Origin of the sequence: uncultured Novosphingobium sp., from assembly GCF_964277725.1 — a bacterium.
GTDB lineage: Bacteria > Pseudomonadota > Alphaproteobacteria > Sphingomonadales > Sphingomonadaceae > Novosphingobium > Novosphingobium fluoreni.
Genome location: NZ_CAXYKL010000256.1, coordinates 1 through 19,825, shown reverse-complemented (window position 1 = coordinate 19,825; position 19,825 = coordinate 1). Strand labels below are relative to the sequence as shown.

Genomic DNA, 19,825 nt, shown 5'->3' with positions numbered 1-19,825 from the left:
GTGTTTCGAGCCTATCCGACACGGACGGCTTTTTTGCGGCGTCAGCGTTGGCGCGGCGGGCCCTTGCGGTGCGGCTTGCTCGCGCCGGCTTTGTTACCGGCCCCACCCTGGCGCGGCCCGTCGCGATAAGTGCGGGCATTGGTCTTGGCGCTGCGGCGCGGCGTATCGCCAGGACCGCCTTCGGCCATCTCGATGCGCACGCCGCTTTCGTCCTCGCCATCGGCGGAGGCGGTGCGCTGCACGGCGGCGGAAAACTTGCTCGCGATCGTGCGCGGGATCTGGAACCACGTCTCGGTCGCGGCGATGCGGATCGCGCCGATTTCCTGCTTGGTGACGTGGCCGCGGCGGCAGATGAGCGGCAGGATCCAGCGCGGATCGGCGTTCTGGCGACGGCCGATGTCCATGCGGAACCACACCGTATCCTCGAAGCCGGGGCGATGACGCTCCGCCTGATCGGCCTTGCGCGCTTCGGGCGTGCCTTCGATCAGCTCTTCGGGGCTGGGCATGGAGGCGCGATAAGCGCGGACCAACGCGGCGGCGATATCCTCGGGGCTGCGCTCTGCCAGCAGGCGGGCGGCCAGCTCACGATCCTCGTCGTCGTACTCGGCCGGGGCGAGCAGCGCCTCCAAGGTGCGTTCGCGATCCTTGGCGCGGATATCCTCCGGCGTGGGCGCGCTGATCCACTCCGCCTCGACGCGCGCGGTGCGCAGCAGGCCCTCTACCCGGCGACGGCGCGGATACGGCACGATCAGCACGGCGGTGCCCTTCTTGCCCGCGCGCCCGGTGCGGCCCGAGCGGTGCTGCAACGTCTCGGCATCGCGCGGCACCTCGACGTGGATGACCAGGCTCAGCGTCGGCAAGTCGATACCGCGCGCGGCGACGTCGGTGGCGACGCAGACCCGGGCGCGGCGATCCCGCAGGGCCTGCAGCGCGGCGTTACGCTCGTTCTGGCTGTGCTCGCCCGAAAGCGCCACGGCCTCGAACCCGCGCTCGACCAGGCTGGCGTGCAAGTGGCGCACGTTGTCACGCGTGGCGCAGAACAGCATCGCCGTGTCCGCCTCGTGCAGGCGCAGCAGGTTGATCGCGGCATGTTCGATGTCGGACGGAGAGACGGTGACCGCCTGGTAGGCGATGTCGCCATGGCCGCGCGCTTCGGTGACGGTGGAGATGCGCAAGGCATCTCGCTGGTACCGCTTGGCCAGCGCGGCGATCGGCTTGGGCATCGTCGCCGAGAACAGCATGGTGCGGCGCTCGTCCGGCGTGCCGTCCAGGATCTGCTCCAGATCCTCGCGGAAGCCCATGTCGAGCATTTCGTCCGCCTCGTCGAGCACGGCCACGCGCAAGGCCGACAAGTCCAGCGCGCCACGCTCCAGGTGATCGCGCAGGCGGCCCGGCGTGCCCACGACGATATGCGCGCCGTGCGAAAGCGAGCGGCGCTCCTTCGAAGGGTCCATGCCGCCGACGCAGAACGCGATGCGCGCACCGGCCGAGGCGTAAAGCCAGGTGAGTTCGCGGCTGACCTGCAGGGCCAGTTCGCGCGTGGGGGCGATGATCAGCGCCAGCGGCTTGCCGGCGGGTGGCAGCTTGTCCGGTCCCGATTCGTCGGCTGCGAACAGCTGCGCGGCCATGCCCAGCCCGAAGGCCACGGTCTTGCCAGAGCCGGTCTGGGCCGAGACGATCAGGTCACGGCCTTCGGCTTCCGGCTCCAGCACGGCGGCCTGGACGGGGGTCAATGCGGTATAACCGCGCGCGGCAAGCGCTTCTGACAGAAGCGGCGGAACAGATGATGGTGTCATGAGAACAGTCCCCATGAACCCGGAAGCCGCTCTAGGCAAGCGCCGCAGCGCCGGTGCCTGGGCGTTTGGCGCGATGATCGGACAAAACCGGGCCTGTGCTACCCTTCGTCGTTCCCACGCAGGCGGGAATCCATCTCCTGAGCTTTACGTTTGGACAACCGGCGTGGTGACGTTTCGGGCGTGCGGCATCGCCCGAGGGAAAGCTGTACCCTCCGCTAAATCGTGAGCATCGGAGATGGATTCCCGCCTGCGCGGGAATGACGAAGGATTTGGCGGCAGAGGCGCTTTAGCTTTGCCGGATCAGCGCCCGCGCCAGCTTGCGATCCTCCAGCGAATAGTACAGCCAGATCGCGCCATCGGCGACCACCACCGACGCGGCGAAGGCGATGTCGGTGGCCGTGCGATCATCGCATGGCGGCGGGGTGATCAGCGGCTCGATCCCCCGCGCGACAATGCGGGTGCAACCCGCATCGAAAGCGACCCAGCCGATCCGCCAGCGGGCATCGCGGGTGGCGCCGTTGTAGAACATCACGGGGCGCGCCGGGTCCAGCGTCAGCAGCGGTCCGGTCGACAAGTGCCAGTCATCCCAGCTGTCGGCGCGCGGCATGAACGGCGTGGGTTGCTCTTCCCAAGGACCGGCGACGCCCTCTCCCACGGCGACCCCGATGCGTGACGCCTCGTCCGCCGCATACTCGTAGAACAGCCGCCAGCGACCGTCCTGCATGCGCTCAACCGTGGCTTCCTTGGTGTTGCCTTCCGACTTGGACGAGGCGAGCGCGACGCCGCTTTTCTTCAACCGATCGAGCGAGGGGCCTTGCGCGTAGGACAGTTCGCCGTGCGCATGATCGGCCAGAACGCCCGAGTAATAGACCACGTATCCATCCGGCAGGCGCACCACCGTCGGGTCTTCCACCCCGCCCGCATCGTGGGCATCCGGTCCCGGCACGATGGATGGGGCGTCCATCATCGTGAAGTGCCGGCCGTCATCGCTCCAGCCGGACCAGATCACCCCGGTGTCGGTGAACGGCTCACCCGCACGCACCACCGCGCGCACCATCACGCCCCAGCGCCCGTCAGGCTCGCGCCAGACATAAGGGCTCATCAGATCACGCTGCATCAGTTCGGGCGGGCCCGACAGGGTTACGGCCTCGATCCCCTTGACGTTGAAATCCAGCGCGATCGGCTGGGGATCGACGCTATCCGAGCGATGCGGATCGGCGATCGAGGCGAGGGTGGTCATCCGCTGCTATTCCTTGTTGCAGCGGTTTAACGTGCGTCAGGGCTCTTGGCTTCCGCCGGACAGTCCAATTCCGCATTAGGCGCGCTAAACCTGGCATAGTCACCCGGGGCCAGTTCCAGCCGCTGCGCCACCGTGCCGATATCGATGCCTTCCTCCCGCAAGCGGCCCAGCAGCTTGCGCAGGATATTGCTGCGCGCGCCGTAGGCATCGCGGGGCGATGGCACGTGGGCGAAGCAGTTGAACAGGATGCGCCCGTCCGTAATCGCATCGATGAAGGCACGCGGCGCGGGATCGTCCAGCACGGCGGCCTCTTCCTCGAACAGACGGTTCATGATCGCGATCACGCGGTCCGCATCCACCTCGATCGGCACCGAGAACTGGATTTGCAGCCGGCCCAGCGGGCTCGCCAGTGTCTTGTTCAGGACCGACTTGGTGATGAGTTCGGAGTTGGGCACGATCAACGTGGAGTGGTCTGCCAGGGTGATCTCGGTGGAGCGCACCGAAATGCGCTTCACGTCGCCCTCGTCGGTGCCCACGCGAATCAGGTCGCCGATCTTGATAGGGCGTTCGGCCAGCAGGATCAGGCCCGAAACGAAGTTCTGCGTGATCGCCTGCAGGCCAAAGCCAATGCCCACCGACAGCGCCGAAAGCAGCAGCGCGATCCGCTCCACGCCGATCCCCAGCGACGCCAGCGCCCAGATGATGGCCAGCGCGACGCCGACATAGCGGGCGACCAGGCTGACCGAATTGCGGCCCGAACCGTCTAGATCGGTGGCGGGCAGGTAGCGCCCGTCCAGCCAGCCCATGAAGGCGCGCACGATGGCAAGACCCAGCGCCAGCACCACCATCGAGCGGATGATCGCCCCCGGCGAAATCGCGATACCGCCCAACTCCACCCCTTGCGACAGGGCGCCCAGGCGGCCGAACAAGCTGGTCAGCCCCTCGCCACCACCGAACGGCGTCATCAGCAGGCCCAGCGTCAGCAGCGCCAGCGTCAGCCGCAGCGCGCCTGACAGCAGCACGCCGAACTGGTCGACCAAGCTGGGCCGCAAGCCCACGCTGCGCACCAGGGTCAGGCCCAGGCGGCTGTTGCGGCTGAACACGGTGGTGGCGACATCGTCCGCCCCGCTCATCAGCAGATAAGTCGCGGCGCTGAGCAGGACGACCCAGATGATCAGGCGCACCACGAACAAGCTGAGGCTGATGTAGCCCACCGCCAGGCCCAGCAGCGCCACCAGCACCAGCGCCCAGGCCACCAGCATGAAGGCACCCAGCCCGGTGCCGCCGGCGGTGGCCTCGCCCCGCTCCGCCCGCAGCGCACGCAGGCGGCCCAGCAGCAGCAGGAACACACCGATCCAGATGACGTGCAGCAGCGCTTCGACCACTTCGGCCGCCAGTTGCGCCGCCGCGCTGGCGCCGATCGCGCGGTTGAAGCTGTCAAGCAGGATGCTGGCGAAGGCGATGATCGCCAGCGGCCAGATCAACCCGCGCAGGCGCTGCGCCGTCTCGTCCGCGATCGGCGCGACCCGCCAGGTAGGCTGCTGGCGCATCAGCAATGCGCCGAACACCGAGACGGTAAAGGCCGAAAGCCCGCTGGCCACGACGAAGCCGTCGATCAGCTCCTCCCACCGGGCGGGCAGCAGGTTGGACCAGCGCACCCCTTGCGCCAGCGCCAGCGCGCCCAGCAGCGGCATGATCGTGCCGACCAGCAACCGCCACAGCGCGAAGCCGGAGCGGCGGATGCGATGGCCGGGCGCAGTGCCGATCAGATAGCGCTGGCCGATCTGGCGCAGCTTCAGCCGGGCGGGAAATGCCAGCACCAGGCCCAACGTCAGCCCCAGCAGGGCCTGCCAAGGCACGCCGCGCCGCCAGGTCAGCGCGATCTGCTCGCCCCCATCGCGCAGGAACGTGTCGACCCGGCGCAGATCGCGCGGGAGCGCACCCAGCACCGCACTCCAGAAATCGGGCGTCAGCGGGGAATGCAGGCGGGTGGACAGCTCTTCGTTCAGTTCCTCGGCACGGTTGCGCTGGATCTCGTCGATAAGCTGCTGCGCCTCCACGTCGATCAGGCGGCCGCGCTTGATCGCTGAATCGATGGCGGCGCGGCTTTGCTCCAGCCGCTTGCGCTCACGCTGGATATCGGGCGCTTCGGTCGTGCCTTTCGCCACCGGCCCCAGGCCGCTGATGCGCGCGTCCATCTGGTCAAGCTGGGGCTGCAGGCTGGTCGCCGCCGCCCGTGCCGCCTGCTGCGCCGCCGTCACCTTGGCGCGCAAGGTATCGCGTTCGGACCGCGATGCGCCGTTGTCCAGCGCGCGATCGGCGCTGCGCAAGTCCGCCTCGGCCTGGGATATCTGCGCCGAAACCTCCGCGGGAGGGCCGGCCTGGGCGATGGCGGACGCGGGCAGCCCCAGCATCAGCGCCACGGTCAGCGCCATTGTGGCAATCAACGCAAGGACTGGTCGGAACAGGCGATCCATGGCCTCGACATGTAAAGCGCCCGCCCCAAGGTGCAACCATCGCTGGTGGAAACGGGCGCACGGCCGGTCCCGCGTAGGCACCGCTTGCCGGGACGCGGTGCGCTCGGCTATCAGCAGGCTTTGGCAGCGGGGCCATCCCGCCCTGAGTGAAAGGCGTCCCTTGATCTTCCTCACCCTGTTCGAGATTGTCGGCTACATCATCTCGGTCATCGTGATGCTGGTGATCGTGCAGTTCGTGCTGAGCCTGCTCATCTCGTTCAACGTGGTCAACATCCACAACGATTTCGTCGCCGCCGTTTATAAGGCCGTGAACGCCCTGCTCGAACCGCTGCTGCGCCCGATCCGGCGCTTCATGCCGGCCACCGGCTCGATCGACTTCGCGCCGCTGGTGCTGATCGTGGGGCTGGAGATCGTACGCATCATCCTGAAAAACCTCGCGATCGCCTCCGCCTCGGGCGCGATGTGAGCGTGGCCATGGCTGACGCGGACAAGCGGATCGACGGCAAGGCCTTCGCCGAAAGCCTGCGCGTGCAAGTGGGCGATGCCGCTGCCGCGTTCGAAAAGCTGGCGGGCCGCAAGGCAGGCCTCGCCGTGGTGCTGGTGGGGGAGGACCCGGCCAGCCAGGTCTACGTCCGTTCCAAGGGAAAACAGACTCTGGCCAGCGGCATGGAAAGCTTCGAACACAAGCTGCCAGCCGACACGTCCGAGGCCGAATTGCTGGCGATGGTCGCCCGGCTGAATGCCGATCCGGCGGTGGATGGCATCCTCGTGCAACTGCCGCTGCCTGATCATATCGATGAGCAAAAGGTGATCGCGGCGATCAGTCCGGACAAGGATGTGGACGGGTTCCACGTCACCAATGCCGGGCGGCTCGCGGTCGGCCAGCCGGGCTTCGTGCCCTGCACGCCGCTGGGCTGCCTGATGCTGCTGAAGGACCGCCTGGGCTCGCTCTCCGGGCTGGACGCGGTGGTGATCGGCCGCTCCAACATCGTCGGCAAGCCGATGGCGCAATTGCTGCTGGCGGAAAGCTGCACCGTCACCGTGGCGCACAGCCGCACCAAGGATTTGGCGGACGTGGTGCGCCGTGCGGACATCGTCGTCGCCGCGGTCGGCCGTCCGGAAATGGTGAAGGGCGGCTGGATCAAGCCGGGCGCCACCGTGATCGACGTCGGCATCAACCGCGTGCCGGGGGCCGAGGAAGGCAAGACCCGGCTGGTCGGCGATGTCGATTATGCCGATGCCCTGCCGGTTGCCGGCGCGATCACGCCGGTGCCGGGCGGCGTCGGGCCGATGACCATCGCGGTGCTGCTGCGCAACACGCTGGTGGCGGCGCATCGCAATGCCGGGATCGCGCTGGACCAGACCGCGCTGTGAAACACACGGTCTCGCTCGCGCTGCTCTGCGGGCTGCTGGGTGCGGGCCTTGGCCTCAACCCCGCGCTGGCGAGGCCCAAGCCCCAGCAGCCGCACTTCGCCAGCCCCGCGCAGATCGTGGCTGCCGAAGTCGTGTTCCAGCAGCTGGCGCAGCGAAAGGGCCAGTGGGCCGCTTTCCGCGATACCGCTGCCGAGGATGCGGTGATGTTCGTGCCGCAGCCCGTCGTGGCGCGCACTTGGCTGCGTGCGCAAAAGACCAACCCGGCACAGCCGCTCACCTGGCAACCGCATCAGGTCTGGCTCAGCTGTGACGGATCGCTCGCCGTCAGTTACGGCGCGTGGCAGCAGGGCAGCGGCAAGCAGGGCTATTTCACCACCGTATGGCAGCGCCAGAAGAAGGGCGACTACAAGTGGGTGATGGACCAGGGCGATGATCTGTCCGCCGCGCTGCCCGCGCCCGAAATGATCGGCTCTGCCGTGGGCGTGTGCATCCGCGGCCGCAAGCCCGAACCCGCCACACCAGCCGCACTGCCCGCAGGAACGCGCGGCGGCTGGAGCGACGACCGCACGCTCAGCTGGGCGGTGACCGTCGACGCAAACTGTGCCCGTTCTCTCACCATCAGCCTGCTGCGCGGCGCCGGCCAGCAGATGACGCCAATGTTGACCAGGCAAGTCGCCGCACATCTCGGTGCCGACGGCAAGCCCTCCGCCACGTGCGAGGCCGCAGCATGAGCCCCGATCTTCTCGGCCTTTTCGTCTCGGCGTTCGTCACCCTTTTCGTCGTCATCGATCCGCCGGGGTGCGCCCCGATCTTTGCCGGGCTGACCAGCGGGGCCAGCCCGGTGCAGGCTCGCGCCATGGCGGTACGCGCCTGCTTCATCGCCGCGTGCATTCTGTTCGTCTTCGCACTGTTTGGCGAGAAACTGCTTTCCGCGCTGCATATCGAGCTGAATTCGTTCCGCATCGCGGGTGGCATCATGCTGTTCCTGATCGCGCTGGAAATGGTCTTCGAAAAGCGCACGCAGCGCCGCAACGAGCGGGCGGAAAAGGTGCTCGCCCATGCGGACGAAGCGCCGCAGATCAACGACGTGTCGGTTTTCCCGATGGCCATGCCGATGCTCGCCGGTCCGGGCTCGATCGCCACGGTCATGCTGCTGATGTCGCGCGCGCAAGGGACCCAGGCCACGCTGGTGATCCTGGCCGCGCTATCGGCCGTGCTGGTCCTCTCGCTCGTAGCGCTGATCGCCGCTCTGCCCCTGATGCGGCTGGTGGGGGATCAGGTGGAGGCCGTGATCTCGCGCCTGCTCGGGGTGCTGCTGGCGGCCCTGGCAGCGCAATATGTGATCGACGGATTGCGCGAAGCCATCGCCTGACGAGCGATGCCGGCGGTGGCCCTGCTTACTGCAAGGTCACGCCGTCATCATCGCCCTCTGCACGGCGACCGAAGAACTGCATCAGCTGCACCAGCAGCTCGCAACGTTCGGAAAGGCCATTGGCCTCCAACAAGGCTTGCTTGGCGGCGGCGTCGAACGGCGCGATCTGCGATACGCCGTTTATCAGCGATACGTCATCCAGCCGCGACACCTGCTCCCAGTTAACGCTGTAGCCTTGCGAATCGGCGAAGCGCCGCGCCTCCCGCTCGAAGCTGGCGCGTTCGATCGGGGCCAGCGGGCCGTCAGCCGGCTCGCTCAGCAACTCCGCCTCGACCTGCCGGAACGCGGTGGTGACATCCAGTTCGCGCAAGATGCGAAAGCGCGATTCGCCTTCCAGGATGACGTTGTAGCGCCCGTCGTCCAGCGCCTCGAACTCACCGATCCGGCCCAGGCAACCGATCGCGAACAACGGCGCGCCGTCCTCCGCGCGTTGCGGCTGGACCATGCCGATGCGCCGATCCCGCGCCAGCGCATCGCTGATCAGCGCCCGATAGCGCGGCTCGAAGATGTGCAGCGGCAATTGCAGCCCCGGGTAAAGCAGGGCGCCGGACAAGGGAAAGATGGAAACGCGCGCCACGATGCTCAGCCGAACAGGATCGTGGAAAGCTTGCGGCGGGTTGCCGCCACCCACGGATCTTCCAGGCCGATCGCCTCGAACATCTGCAGCAGCTTGGCCTTGGCGGCACCTTCGTTCCATTCGCGATCGGCCTGGATCATCGCCAGCAGCTTCTGCGCGGCCTCGTCCCGCTCTCCCGCCGCGAAAGCGGCCCCGGCGTAAGCAAGCTGCGCATCCATGTCTCCGGGGCGCTCCGCCGCCGCAGCGCGCAGCGCGGCCAGTTCGCCATCATCGGGCTTGTCCTTGGCCAGGGCCAGCGCGGTGCGCGCGCGTTCGATCACGGGATCGCCGAACAGCGCGGGGTCAAGCGCGGCCAGCGCGGCCTCCGCCTCGTCCAGATGCCCGGCCAGGATCAGAGAGCGCAACAGGCCACCATGGGCCGCGGCATTCTCGGGCGCGAGTTCGACGATCTGCGCGAAGATACCTGCGGCGCGCTCGCCATCGCCCTCAGCCAGAACCTCCTCACCCATCGCCAGCAGCGGCGCGATATCGGCGGCAGGCGCATCGCCCGCCTGGATCGGCAGTTTGGCCAGCAGCTGATCGATCACGCCGCGCAGCTGCGATTCGGAGCGCGCGTTGGTCAGATCGGCCACAGGCTGGCCTTGGAACAGCGCATAGACCGTGGGGATCGAGCGGACCTGGAACTGCGAGGCAATGAAAGCCTCCTCGTCAACGTTCACCTTGGCCAGCACCACGCCCTTGTCCGCATATTCAGCGGCGATCTTTTCCAGCACCGGCGTCAGCGCCTTGCAGGGCCCGCACCATTCCGCCCAGAAATCCAGGATCACCAGCTTGGTCATGGACGGTTCGACAACGTCATGCCGGAACCGATCCACGGCCTTCTGCTCTTCAAGATTGAGGCCCATGCTAGCCAAAGTCGGTGCTCCCACAACGTCGCGTACTGTTTCAGGTTAGATCGCGATCCGGGGGCGGTTTGTGAAGGGTGAATTCGGGGCGATCGGCATGGGTGCGGCTGTTTGTCGCAGAAGTTGCTTTTTGGGGTTGCAGCCCTGACGCGGCGTTGCTAATGGCGCGCCTCACCCCGGCCCACCCGCCAATTTGGCGATGGGTCGTAAACGTCCGAGCGGGCGTAGCTCAGTGGTAGAGCACAACCTTGCCAAGGTTGGGGTCGAGGGTTCGAATCCCTTCGCCCGCTCCAGACCGTCGTTTCGGGCGTCGCGTAAGCGGCCCGAACGAGGGGTTTTTTCAGATCAAAAGATCGATGCCTAGCGGGCCCAGCCCGGACCGCTCAAGCGCGTAAAATCGCGTTGCATCCGCGCTTCTCGCCAAGCCGTCAGGTTATTAACGGCACGGGCGGCTCTCATCGGGCCGCCCCGTTCGATCAGCCCTCTCCGGCGCGTAAGGTCGGCGCCGGGCCCGGATCACATGCGGCGGTGCTTGCCGCCATAGTAGTTGCCGATGAAGGTGCCGATCTTGGCCATTTCCGAAGCCGCCGCGCTGGCGCTGGTGGGGCAGCAGGGGAATGGGCCCGAAGCCGATTCGCGGGCACGCGTCTCGACGCGCTCACACAGGTCTTCGATATCGGCGCGGCTCAGCAGGTTCTTTTCACGCAACAGGCACAACAGGCTCTGCAGGATCACCAGGCTCTTATCGCCATTGTCGGTCCCATCTTCGCGCAGCGCATCATAATTAGGCATTGCATACTCTCCATATTTTTTTTGGATAGTACGCCAAACGCACGAAGATGCAAAGAGCTCACTGCAATCCGCCGCCTAGAGAGCGATAGAGTTCTATCAGATTGGTGATACGCGCCAGTCGTGCAGAGGCCAATTGCTGCTGTGCAGCATAGGATGACCGCTGCGCATCCAGCGACGTGAGGAAACTGTCTACGCCTGCACGATACCGTGCTTCCGATAGACGAGCGGCTACTCTGGCGGCTTCGGTGCGGCGGGACTGTGCATCAATTTGTTGCACGATCGTGCCGCGCTGCGCCAAAGCATCGGCCACTTCGCGAAACGCCGTCTGAATAGTTTTTTCGTACGTCGCGACGGCGGCCTGCTGCGATGCCTTGGCATAATCGAGATTCGCGCGATTGCGGCCACCATCGAAGATGGGCAGCCCGATCGAGGGCGCGGCGTTGTAGGTGTAGCTGCCGGAGCGGAACAGATTGCCCAGCGCCGTGCCGATCGTTCCCAGCGTGCCGGTCAGCGAAATCTGCGGGAAGAACGCCGCCCTCGCCGCGCCGATATTGGCGTTTTGTGCAATCAGCTGGTGTTCGGCCTGTAGTACGTCCGGCCGCTTGAGCAGGACGGCGGAGGACAGATCCGACGGCAGCGAATCGCGCGTGACGTCTTCCGCGCCCAACGGTCCGGGCAGCAGCTCTGCGGGGACAGTGGTGCCGACCAGCAGGTTCAGCGCATTCTGGTCTTGCGCGATGCGAGCCGTCAGGGTCGCGACATCGCTGCGCGCGCCTTCGAAATTTGTCTCGGCCTGGCGGCTCTCCAGCTCGGACGCGACACCAATGCGGAATTGCGCCCGCGTCAGGTCCAGGGTCTGCTGAAAGGTCTTGAGGGTTTCGCGCGCGATCCGTAGCTGTTCCTGATCGGACGCCATCGTCGTCCACGCGGTACCGATCTCGGCGATCAGGCTGATACGGGCGGTGCGAGCCGCCTCTTCCGTGGCGAAGTACTGCTCCTGCGCGGCGCGGCTGAGGTTCTGCAATCGCCCGAACAGGTCGAGTTCGAAGGCCGAAATGCCGACGTTGGCGGAGTAGATGGAAATGTCCGTCGAGGTTGCCGTGTTCCCGCCCACGACACCGCCCGCGCCGCCGCCGACACCACCACCGACCGCACCGCCGCCCGTTCCGGCGCCCGCGCCGCCGCCGATCGCGCCTTGCGGGAAGTTGGTATAGGTCGCGCTGCCGCTGGCGTTCACCGCGGGGAGCTGGTTGGCCCGCTGGGCGCGAAACTGCGCGCGTGCCTGCAACACGTTGGCCGCCGCGATCCGCAAGTCACGGTTGTTGGCCAGACCGGTTTCGATCACGCTGGCCAGACGCGGATCGCTGAAGAAGTCCCGCCAGCCGACAAGTGCGATGTCCGCCGGCGCGTCCGGACGGGGCGCAGGATAGGCGCCGCCCTGGGGGAACGATTCGGGCGCAGCGCCAGCAGGGCGGATGTACTTGGGCGCAAGGTTGCAGCCGCCCAGCAAGGAGGCACCGACGAGCAGCGCGACAAGAGTGGTCTTCATGGCTCAGGCTCCCTGCGGGGCTGTATCGTCTTCGGGCCGGTCGGCGTTCCGGGGCCGGGTATCTTCGTCCTCATGCTCCTGCGCCTCATCCTTCGGCTTATTCCGACCGAACAGGCGCAGAACGACTACGAAGAACATCGGCACCAGGAAGATCGCGAAGATCGTGGCGGTCAACATGCCGCCCACCACAGCGCGACCGATCGCGTTCTGGCCACCCGCACCCGCGCCGGTGGAGATCGCCAGCGGCAACACGCCGAAGATGAAGGCAAGGCTGGTCATCAGGATCGGGCGCAAGCGCAGCTTGGCCGCTTCCACTGCCGCCTGGAATGGTCTCATCCCGCCCAGCACGCGCTCTTCGGCGAATTCCACGATCAGGATCGCGTTCTTGGCCGAGACGCCGATCGTGGTGATCAGGCCGACTTGCAGGTAGATATCGTTGTTCAACCCGGTCAGCGCCGCAGCAGCCAGCGCGCCGATCACGCCCAGCGGCACGACCAGGATGACCGACAGCGGCACCGTCCAGCTTTCATACAGCGCGGCAAGGCACAGGAACACGATCAGCAGCGACAGCGCGTAGAGTGCCGGGGCCTGTCCGCCCGACAGCCGCTCTTCATACGAGAGGCCGGACCATTCCAGGCTCGTTCCCGACGGCAGCTTCTCGTGGATCTGCTCCATCGCCTTCATCGCCTCACCCGAGCTGATTCCGGGCGCGGAGGCACCCTGGATCTGCATCGCCGGGCGGCCGTTGAACCGGGTCAGCTGCAGCGGCGCCAGAGTCCAGGAAAGATCGGTGAAAGCGCTATAAGGCACCATCTGGCCGTTCGCGCCGCGCACATAGAACTTGTTGAGATCGTCCGGCTGCAGGCGATAGGGCGCATCGGCCTGCACGTAGACCCGCTTCACGCGGCCGCGATCGATGAAGTCGTTCACGTAAGTGCCGCCCCAGGCAGTCGCGATCGTAGAGCTGGCTTCGCTCAAGTCGACACCCAGCGCGCGCGCCTTGTCCTGGTCGATCGTGATCTTCAGCTGGGGCGCGTCTTCCAGGCTGACCGGGCGAACCTGCGTCAGGTCCTTGTTCTGAGCGGCCATACCCAGCATCTGGTCGCGGATCGCGGTGAGCTTGGCATGGCCGATATTGCCGGTGTCCACCAGCTGAAGGTCGAACCCGGTGGCATTGCCCAGCTCCTGCACCGCCGGAGGCACCAGGGTGAAGATCATCGCGTCCTTGTACCCTGCAAACTGCTTGTTCATCCGGTCGGCGAGCGCCTGGGCGCTGTTCTCTTTCCCCTCACGCTCGGACCAGTCCTTCATCCCGATGAAGACCTGCGCGGTGTTCTGGCCCTGGCCGGAGAAGCTGAAGCCGTTAAGCGCGAACACCGAATCGACAGCGGGGTCCTTGCTGAGGAATTGCTCGATCTTCCTCAAGGCTGCGTCGGTGCGCGGCGTAGTGGCGCCCGATGGGGCCTGCACCACGGTGAACAATGAGCCCTGGTCCTCATCCGGCAGGAAGCCCGACGGCAATTGCCAGAACAGGAAGCCCACGCCGCCCACGATCAGCGCGAAGGCCAGCATCGAGCGTTTCCAGCCGCGCGCGGTGCGCTTCACGCCGCGCACGTAAGCCGTGGTCCCGCGTTCAAACTTGTCGTTGAACCAGCGGAAGAAGCGGGCCAGCAGGCCGTTGCCCTCCACCTTGTGGGGATCGTGGGGCTTGAGGATCGTGGCGCACAACGCCGGCGTCAGGATCAGCGCCACCAGCACCGACAGCACCATGGCGGTGACGATCGTCAAAGAGAACTGGCGGTAGATGACGCCGGTGGAACCACCGAAGAACGCCATCGGCAGGAACACAGCCGAGAGCACCAGGCCGATGCCGACCAGCGCGCTGCTGATCTCGTCCATCGATTTGCGCGCGGCGTTGCGGGGACTGAGCCCCTCATCCACGATCAGGCGCTCCACGTTCTCGACCACGACGATCGCATCGTCGACCAAGAGGCCGATGGCCAGCACCATGCCGAACAAGGTCAGCGTGTTGATCGAATAGCCCGCCAGCGCCATCACCGCAAAAGTGCCGAGCAAAACCACCGGGACGGCGATCGTGGGGATCAGTGTCGCGCGCCAGTTCTGCAGGAACAGGAACATGACGAGAAAGACCAGGACGACCGCCTCGATCAGGGTGTGGATCACCTGCTCGACCGAAAGCCGCACGAAGGGCGTGGTGTCGAACGGATAAGAGACTTTGACGTCCGACGGGAACGTCTTCGACAAGGTGGCGAGCTCATCCTTCACCTTCACCACTGTGTCGAGCGCGTTGGCGCCCGGCGCCAGGTTGACGGCAAAGCCGCTCGCCGGCCTGCCACTGGAACTGAGATCAAAGCCGTAGACTTCCGAACCCAGCCTGATGCGGGCGACATCGGACAAGCGCACGATCGCGCCATTCTCTGCGCTCTTCAGCCGGATCGCGCCGAATTCCTCGGCCGTCTGGAGGCGCGACTGGACCGAGACGGTCGCATTCAGCATCTGCTCCTTGGGCGCAGGCTGCGCGCCTAGCTGACCGGCGGAAACCTGCGCGTTTTGCGCGCGCAACGCCTGCGTCACGTCGGCCATGGTCAGCTGGTAGGCGTTGAGCTTTATCGGATCGACCCAGACCCGCATCGCATATTGTGAGCCGAAGGATTGAACTTCACCCACGCCGGTGATGCGGCTGACCGGATCGATGACGCGCGATGCGATCAGGTCGGCGATGTCCTCACCCGAATGCGTGCCGTCCGTGGAATAGAGGCCCACGACCATAAGGAAACTGGCCGAGGACTTCGCCACGCGCAGGCCCTGCTGCTGCACTTCCTGCGGCAGCAGTGGCGTGGCCGCCTGCAGCTTGTTCTGAACCTGGACCTGCGCGATGTCGGGATCGGTGCCTTGCTCGAACGTCAGCGTGATCGTCAGATTGCCCGAGGAGGCGGAATTCGACGCGAAATAGCGCAGGTTGTCGATGCCCTTGAGCTGCTGCTCGATGACCTGCGTGGTCGTGTTCTCCAGCGTCTGTGCATCTGCGCCGGGATAGGTGGCGTTCACCGTCACCGTGGGCGCGGCGATCGTAGGGAACTGGGCGATCGGCAGAGTACGGATGGCGAGGATACCCGCCAGCATCAACAGGACGGCGATGACCCATGCGAAGATGGGCCGGTCAATGAAGAAACGTGACATGGCGGGCTACTTCGTCGCAGCCGGGGCCGGGGCCGCTGCCGCGCTGGCAGCCGGCTGCTGGCCAGCGGGCTTGCCGCCGGCTTGCGGATCGCGCCAGGGAACCGCCTTCACGGGCGATCCCGGGCGCAGCATCGCGCCGCCGCCTTCGATGATGATCCGGTCTCCCTGCATCAGCCCGCCGGTGACCAGCCAATTATTGCCGATCACCCGGTCCGTCTTGAGCGTGCGCTGTGCCGCCTTGTTATCGCGCCCGACGACCATCACCACCGGATCACCCTTTTCGTTACGCGTCACGGCACGCTGCGGGATCAGGATGGCATCGCCCTGTACGCCTTCGATCAGCTCTGCACGCACGAACATGCCCGGCAGCAGCAAGGCGCGCGGGTTGGGGAACACAGCCCGGATCGTCTGCGTGCCCGTTGCCGGATCGACACTGACATCGGCGAACTGCATACGTCCTTCGATCGGGTAGATCGTGCCGTCCTCCAGCCGCAACCGCACGCGCGCCGCCTCTCCGCCGCGTGCCAGCGAACCGGCCAGCAGCCGCTGGCGCAGCCGAAGCAGGTCCTCGCTGGATTGAGGGACATCGACGTAGATCGGGTCCATCCGCTGAATGGTGACGAGCGCGGTCTGCTGCCCTGCCGTGGCCAGTGCCCCGGTGGTGACCAGGCTGCGGCCGATGCGGCCGGAGATGGGCGCCTTGATCGTGGTGCGCGACAAGTCGATCTCGGCACTGCGCAACGCGGCCTGCTGCGCGGCGACGTCGGCACGGGCCTGCTGCGCGCTGGTGATGGCGTTATCGTATTCCTGCCGGGAAATGGCGTTGATCCGCACCAGCTCGCCATAGCGGCGCTGCAAGGCTGCGCTGGATGCGATCGAGGCCCGGGCCCGCGCCAAAGCGGCGCGCGCACTGGCCACTTGCTGGATGTAGGGCTGCGGATCGATACGATAGAGCGGCTGGCCCTGGCGCACCGTATCGCCTTCCTGGAACAGCCGCGCCACGATCAGTCCGTTCACCTGCGGACGCACTTCAGACGTTTCGTAGGCCGTGGTCCGTCCGGGCAGGGTCACCGTCAGCGTGGCGGCTTGGGGCCGCACGGACAGGACCGAGACTTCGGGAGTGGGCGGCGCGGCCGGCGCCTCCTCCTTCTTCCCGCAACCGCCCATAAGGATCAGTGCGAGGGCAAGGGGAGCGGCACGGTGAAGAGGGCGCATGGGCATCCGGCGAATTCCATTGACAGCATGTGAATGATCGTTCACTCACATGCTGCTACTGCGAACAATGCAGACCGTCAAGAGGGGATGGAATGACTGGATCGAATGCAAAGACCGGCACGGCACCCAGGAGAACCGCGGAGGAGCGCAAAGAGGCGATCATCAGCGCAGCAAGAACGCTCTTTGCCAAGAATGGTTTCCATGGCACCGGCATGGCCGAAATCGCCAAGGTTTCCGGTGTCTTGGTCGGCCAGATCTACCGTGATTTCTCCGGCAAGGAGGATATCATCGCGGCAATCGTCTGCCGTGATTTCGACCAGATCATGAACGATCAGGAATTGGCCGATCCTACATTGTCATCGGATCGGGATCGCTTTAAATCCTGGGTCCATAACTTCGTGTCTTCCCCGATCGATCCGGACGCCCTGGCGATTCTCGCCGACATCCTCTCGGAAGCAGGGCGAAATCCGCGTATCCTGCAGATCGTCCAGACGACCAACGATCGCTTTCTCAACAACATCGCCGAGGCTGCCAGGCTCGTCCTCCCCGGAGAAGGCAAACAGGAAGCTCGGTTTGCTGTCGCCGATGGCATTCTGACCGCTTCGGGCGCGCTGCTGCACCGTGATCTACTGAGATTGCCGCGCGACCCGGCGATCATCGCGCGAATCATTTGCTGGGTAGATGAAGAAATCACGCGATGGGAATTTGCCAAATAGCAAGTATCCCTGCACGAAAGGTCAGGTCGTCCAACGAATGGCTCGCTTGGACGATGAGGTGGGATCGCTATCCTGATCGCGGGCATTTCGCACTCGCAACATCAGTTTTGAGAGCATCCTTGGAAAATACCTTCCACGCGCACCACTGGGGCATCAAGGCGGCCCAGGCGGAACTTCCCGAATCGAGCAACCCCTATCGCACCCCGCAAACGCGGGCGGCATGGCTGGCCGGCTATCGCCAGGCTTTCCAACGCTGCCCTGCCCCGGCCCGCTGATATTCGCGAACCGAGGGACCCAGCTATCGCGCTATGATAGAGCTGCGTTCGATCCGCCAGACCAGTTGAAGCGCGCTGGCTCCGGGAACATCGTTCGCCCGGCGCAGGACAATCGATCCCCGGCGTGATTCGCCGGCATCGGGCGCCCCGATCGTGACGGGGGCTTCGTAATAGATCGAACCGGCAGCGGTGCCGATATCGCCCTTGCCCACCGCGATCTTCCGGCCCGCTTCCCCGCCGAATTCCGCCTTCAGCTTATCGGGCGTCATCTGCGCATCCAGGCTCCAGGCCCGGGCCGCCGCCGTCCAGTCCGCGATGCGAATGGCGTTGGTATAGAAGCGTAGCAGCCGCTCAGGGTCCTGCCGTTCTTCCAAAGCGCCCCAATCGAGATCGGCGATGGCTTCGCGGCTACCTTCGGATGCATCAGACGACGGCAGGACATCCGCCGCCTCTTCAGAGGCAGCGCCCTGCGTATCCAAGATGATCGATGGCTGCGGAGTGGGATCCTGCTTGCATGCCGACAGCAGCATCAAGGCCACGAAGGCGGCGATCGTGGATGGCTTTGCTACCTGGCCTGCCATGATGTCCCGCGATCCTCCCGATTCTGTTTCGCCGCGCGCTTCAGGCCCGCGGCGCTCTGGGTGCCTCCACCGGGAGAAATCAGGCCGCCTGGATGAGAGTGCCTGCGCCTTCCTGCGTGAAGATTTCCAGCAACATGGCGTGTGACACTCGCCCGTCAAGCACAACCGAGGCTTCGCAGCCTGCCTCCACCGCCATCAGGCAGGTTTCCAGCTTGGGAATCATCCCGCCCGAGATCGTGCCATCGGCGCGAAGGCGCGCCAAATCGGCAGGGCGCAAATCGGTCAGCAATTCGCCCTGCTTGTCCAGCACGCCGGCCACGTCGGTCAGCAGGAACAATCGCGCAGCACCCAGGGCGGCGGCGATCGCACCGGCCATGGTATCTGCGTTGATGTTGTAGGTCTGGCCATCGGCCCCGGCGGCGATCGGAGCGATGACCGGGATCATGCCGGCAGCCGAGACGGTTTCGATCACGCTTATGTCGATCCGGTCCGGTTCGCCCACGAAGCCGAGGTCCACGACCTTCTCGATCAGGCTGTCCGGGTCCTTGGACGTGCGGTTGACCTTGCGGGCGGTGACCATGCCGCCGTCCTTGCCGGACAGCCCCATCGCCTTGCCGCCGGCCTGGGCGATCCAGCCGACGATCTCCTTGTTGATCGCGCCGCACAGCACCATTTCCGCGACCTGCGCGGTCTGGGCGTCGGTCACGCGAAGACCGTCGATGAATTGCGATTCGACGCCCATCGTCTTCAGCATCGCGCCGATCTGCGGGCCGCCGCCGTGCACCACCACCGGGTTGATCCCCACGGCCTTGAGCAGCACGACATCCTCGGCAAAATCGCGCGCCAGATCGGGGTCGCCCATGGCGTGGCCGCCATATTTCACCACGAAAGTGCGGCCGGCATAACGCTGCATATAGGGCAGCGCATCGACAAGCGTGGCGGCCCGGGCGAGCAAGGCGGGATCGTGCGGCTGAGTCATGGCGCGCGGCTTAGGACCGTGCGGCGCGGAATTGAAGGGCTTTTTGCTGCCCTCAGCGGTCCAGCCGCCGACCCAGCCGCACGAACAGCCAGATGAACGGCGGCACCATGATCGTGGAGAGGATCAGCTTGGACACGATCTGCCCCTCCATGATCGTGCCGATCGGCATCGGCTGGCCATTGGCTTCCACCGTGCCGTAGAACGAGATGGTGATGAAGATCACGGTATCGACCACCTGGCTGAGCAAGCTGGCGATCCAGGCGCGCACCATCAGCAGTTTGCCGCTGCCGCCCGAACCCAACCCGCCGGCCAGCCGGGAAAACAGATAGACGTTCAGCGTCTGCGAGATGCCATAGGAGCACAGCCCGGCGAACTGCATCCGCGCGCCCTGGCCCAGCAGGCGGGCAAAGGCATCCTGATCGCTCCAGAACGGGGCGGGCGGCACGACGCGGATCACCACCGTCAGCAGCACCATCGAGACAATCAGCGGGATGAAGCCATAGCGCACCAGCCGGTTCGCCACCCCCTGACCGTACAGCTCCGCCACTGCGCTGGAGAGCACTACCAGCAGCAGGAACGCGAAGATGCCGGATTCGACCGCAAGGTCTCCCAAAATCGGCCAATGCCCCAGCGAGGCGAGCTTGGTGCCCAGCACACCTGCAAGCACGGCCAATCCGCCGTAGAGCAGTGAGAATACGAACAAGGCGCGCGGGATG

At 65.8% G+C, this 19,825-nt stretch carries 18 protein-coding genes and 1 tRNA gene; 7 read left to right on the top strand and 12 right to left on the bottom strand.

The features are described 5' to 3' along the window. Positions 1-41: 41 nt before the first annotated feature. From ACHWRX_RS14185 to ACHWRX_RS14175, 3 genes are all read right to left on the bottom strand, one after another. Positions 42-1,796, bottom strand: coding sequence for a DEAD/DEAH box helicase (locus tag ACHWRX_RS14185; RefSeq protein WP_394659663.1), 1,755 nt, complete (start codon positions 1,794-1,796; stop codon positions 42-44). Positions 1,797-2,082: 286 nt separating this feature from the next. Beyond that, entirely contained in the window at positions 2,083-3,036 is a 954-nt protein-coding gene (locus tag ACHWRX_RS14180) for a glycosidase (protein WP_394659662.1), read from the bottom strand. A 26-nt stretch (positions 3,037-3,062) separates the two neighbouring features. Next, positions 3,063-5,513 (bottom strand): DUF3772 domain-containing protein, encoded by a 2,451-nt coding sequence (locus tag ACHWRX_RS14175; RefSeq protein ID WP_394659661.1) that lies wholly within the window; start codon positions 5,511-5,513, stop codon positions 3,063-3,065. Positions 5,514-5,673: 160 nt separating this feature from the next. Here ACHWRX_RS14175 and ACHWRX_RS14170 point away from each other — a divergent pair, with 160 nt between their 5' ends. The 4 genes from ACHWRX_RS14170 to ACHWRX_RS14155 are packed head-to-tail and all read left to right on the top strand — an operon-like array spanning position 5,674 to position 8,259. Beyond that, positions 5,674-5,979: a YggT family protein gene (locus ACHWRX_RS14170; RefSeq protein ID WP_058736364.1), complete on the top strand. Its 306-nt coding sequence runs from the start codon at positions 5,674-5,676 to the stop codon at positions 5,977-5,979. Positions 5,980-5,987: 8 nt separating this feature from the next. Continuing rightward, on the top strand, positions 5,988-6,887 hold the full coding sequence (gene folD, locus ACHWRX_RS14165; RefSeq protein WP_394659660.1) for a bifunctional methylenetetrahydrofolate dehydrogenase/methenyltetrahydrofolate cyclohydrolase FolD: 900 nt from the start codon (positions 5,988-5,990) through the stop codon (positions 6,885-6,887). Then, positions 6,884-7,618: a hypothetical protein gene (locus ACHWRX_RS14160; protein WP_394659659.1), complete on the top strand. Its 735-nt coding sequence runs from the start codon at positions 6,884-6,886 to the stop codon at positions 7,616-7,618. Before folD ends, ACHWRX_RS14160 begins: the two co-directional genes overlap by 4 nt. After that, entirely contained in the window at positions 7,615-8,259 is a 645-nt protein-coding gene (locus tag ACHWRX_RS14155; RefSeq protein ID WP_058736366.1) for a MarC family protein, read from the top strand. The genes ACHWRX_RS14160 and ACHWRX_RS14155 overlap by 4 nt, the downstream gene beginning before the upstream one ends. A 25-nt stretch (positions 8,260-8,284) precedes the next feature. On the opposite strand, the gene ACHWRX_RS14150 is transcribed toward ACHWRX_RS14155, so the two are convergent. Both ACHWRX_RS14150 and ACHWRX_RS14145 read right to left on the bottom strand, forming a co-directional pair. Next, positions 8,285-8,896, bottom strand: coding sequence for an LON peptidase substrate-binding domain-containing protein (locus ACHWRX_RS14150; protein ID WP_058736296.1), 612 nt, complete (start codon positions 8,894-8,896; stop codon positions 8,285-8,287). Positions 8,897-8,901: 5 nt separating this feature from the next. Continuing rightward, positions 8,902-9,801 (bottom strand): tetratricopeptide repeat protein, encoded by a 900-nt coding sequence (locus tag ACHWRX_RS14145; RefSeq protein ID WP_394659682.1) that lies wholly within the window; start codon positions 9,799-9,801, stop codon positions 8,902-8,904. Between the two features lie 218 nt (positions 9,802-10,019). Here ACHWRX_RS14145 and ACHWRX_RS14140 point away from each other — a divergent pair. Continuing rightward, positions 10,020-10,094: transfer RNA gene (locus ACHWRX_RS14140), tRNA-Gly, on the top strand. 223 nt (positions 10,095-10,317) lie between these two features. Here ACHWRX_RS14140 and ACHWRX_RS14135 read toward each other — a convergent pair. The 4 genes from ACHWRX_RS14135 to ACHWRX_RS14120 are packed head-to-tail and all read right to left on the bottom strand — an operon-like array spanning position 10,318 to position 16,564. Beyond that, positions 10,318-10,593, bottom strand: coding sequence for a hypothetical protein (locus tag ACHWRX_RS14135; protein ID WP_058736298.1), 276 nt, complete (start codon positions 10,591-10,593; stop codon positions 10,318-10,320). Positions 10,594-10,651: 58 nt separating this feature from the next. Next, entirely contained in the window at positions 10,652-12,142 is a 1,491-nt protein-coding gene (locus tag ACHWRX_RS14130) for an efflux transporter outer membrane subunit (RefSeq protein WP_394659658.1), read from the bottom strand. A 3-nt stretch (positions 12,143-12,145) separates the two neighbouring features. After that, positions 12,146-15,343 carry an efflux RND transporter permease subunit gene (locus tag ACHWRX_RS14125; protein WP_058736300.1) on the bottom strand — a complete coding sequence of 1,066 codons (3,198 nt, stop codon included), beginning with the start codon at positions 15,341-15,343 and terminating at the stop codon, positions 12,146-12,148. 6 nt (positions 15,344-15,349) lie between these two features. Continuing rightward, positions 15,350-16,564 carry an efflux RND transporter periplasmic adaptor subunit gene (locus ACHWRX_RS14120; RefSeq protein WP_246388180.1) on the bottom strand — a complete coding sequence of 405 codons (1,215 nt, stop codon included), beginning with the start codon at positions 16,562-16,564 and terminating at the stop codon, positions 15,350-15,352. A gap of 23 nt (positions 16,565-16,587) precedes the next feature. On the opposite strand from ACHWRX_RS14120, the gene ACHWRX_RS14115 reads away from it, so the two are divergent. Together ACHWRX_RS14115 and ACHWRX_RS14110 are read left to right on the top strand one after the other, a co-directional pair. Further along, positions 16,588-17,274, top strand: a complete 687-nt coding sequence (locus ACHWRX_RS14115) for a TetR/AcrR family transcriptional regulator (RefSeq protein ID WP_394659657.1) — start codon at positions 16,588-16,590, stop codon at positions 17,272-17,274. 119 nt (positions 17,275-17,393) lie between these two features. Beyond that, positions 17,394-17,549 (top strand): Rmf/CrpP family protein, encoded by a 156-nt coding sequence (locus ACHWRX_RS14110; protein ID WP_193753248.1) that lies wholly within the window; start codon positions 17,394-17,396, stop codon positions 17,547-17,549. 23 nt (positions 17,550-17,572) lie between these two features. Here the strand turns inward: ACHWRX_RS14110 and ACHWRX_RS14105 are convergent, their stop codons facing one another. From ACHWRX_RS14105 to ACHWRX_RS14095, 3 genes are all read right to left on the bottom strand, one after another. Then, positions 17,573-18,130 (bottom strand): hypothetical protein, encoded by a 558-nt coding sequence (locus tag ACHWRX_RS14105; RefSeq protein WP_394659656.1) that lies wholly within the window; start codon positions 18,128-18,130, stop codon positions 17,573-17,575. Between the two features lie 79 nt (positions 18,131-18,209). Then, entirely contained in the window at positions 18,210-19,109 is a 900-nt protein-coding gene (gene argB, locus ACHWRX_RS14100) for an acetylglutamate kinase (RefSeq protein ID WP_058736304.1), read from the bottom strand. A 52-nt stretch (positions 19,110-19,161) separates the two neighbouring features. Further along, positions 19,162-19,824: a queuosine precursor transporter gene (locus ACHWRX_RS14095; protein WP_394659655.1), complete on the bottom strand. Its 663-nt coding sequence runs from the start codon at positions 19,822-19,824 to the stop codon at positions 19,162-19,164. Position 19,825 lies beyond the last annotated feature (1 nt).

Coding starts and splice junctions, on each gene's coding strand:
- ACHWRX_RS14185 (WP_394659663.1), bottom strand. CDS start 1,796: ATGACACCATCATCTGTTCCGCCGCTTCTGTCAGAAGCGCTTGCCGCG.
- ACHWRX_RS14105 (WP_394659656.1), bottom strand. CDS start 18,130: ATGGCAGGCCAGGTAGCAAAGCCATCCACGATCGCCGCCTTCGTGGCC.
- ACHWRX_RS14135 (WP_058736298.1), bottom strand. CDS start 10,593: ATGCCTAATTATGATGCGCTGCGCGAAGATGGGACCGACAATGGCGAT.
- ACHWRX_RS14180 (WP_394659662.1), bottom strand. CDS start 3,036: ATGACCACCCTCGCCTCGATCGCCGATCCGCATCGCTCGGATAGCGTC.
- ACHWRX_RS14145 (WP_394659682.1), bottom strand. CDS start 9,801: ATGGGCCTCAATCTTGAAGAGCAGAAGGCCGTGGATCGGTTCCGGCAT.
- ACHWRX_RS14130 (WP_394659658.1), bottom strand. CDS start 12,142: ATGAAGACCACTCTTGTCGCGCTGCTCGTCGGTGCCTCCTTGCTGGGC.
- argB (WP_058736304.1), bottom strand. CDS start 19,109: ATGACTCAGCCGCACGATCCCGCCTTGCTCGCCCGGGCCGCCACGCTT.
- folD (WP_394659660.1), top strand. CDS start 5,988: ATGGCTGACGCGGACAAGCGGATCGACGGCAAGGCCTTCGCCGAAAGC.
- ACHWRX_RS14155 (WP_058736366.1), top strand. CDS start 7,615: ATGAGCCCCGATCTTCTCGGCCTTTTCGTCTCGGCGTTCGTCACCCTT.
- ACHWRX_RS14175 (WP_394659661.1), bottom strand. CDS start 5,513: ATGGATCGCCTGTTCCGACCAGTCCTTGCGTTGATTGCCACAATGGCG.
- ACHWRX_RS14125 (WP_058736300.1), bottom strand. CDS start 15,343: ATGTCACGTTTCTTCATTGACCGGCCCATCTTCGCATGGGTCATCGCC.
- ACHWRX_RS14120 (WP_246388180.1), bottom strand. CDS start 16,564: ATGCCCATGCGCCCTCTTCACCGTGCCGCTCCCCTTGCCCTCGCACTG.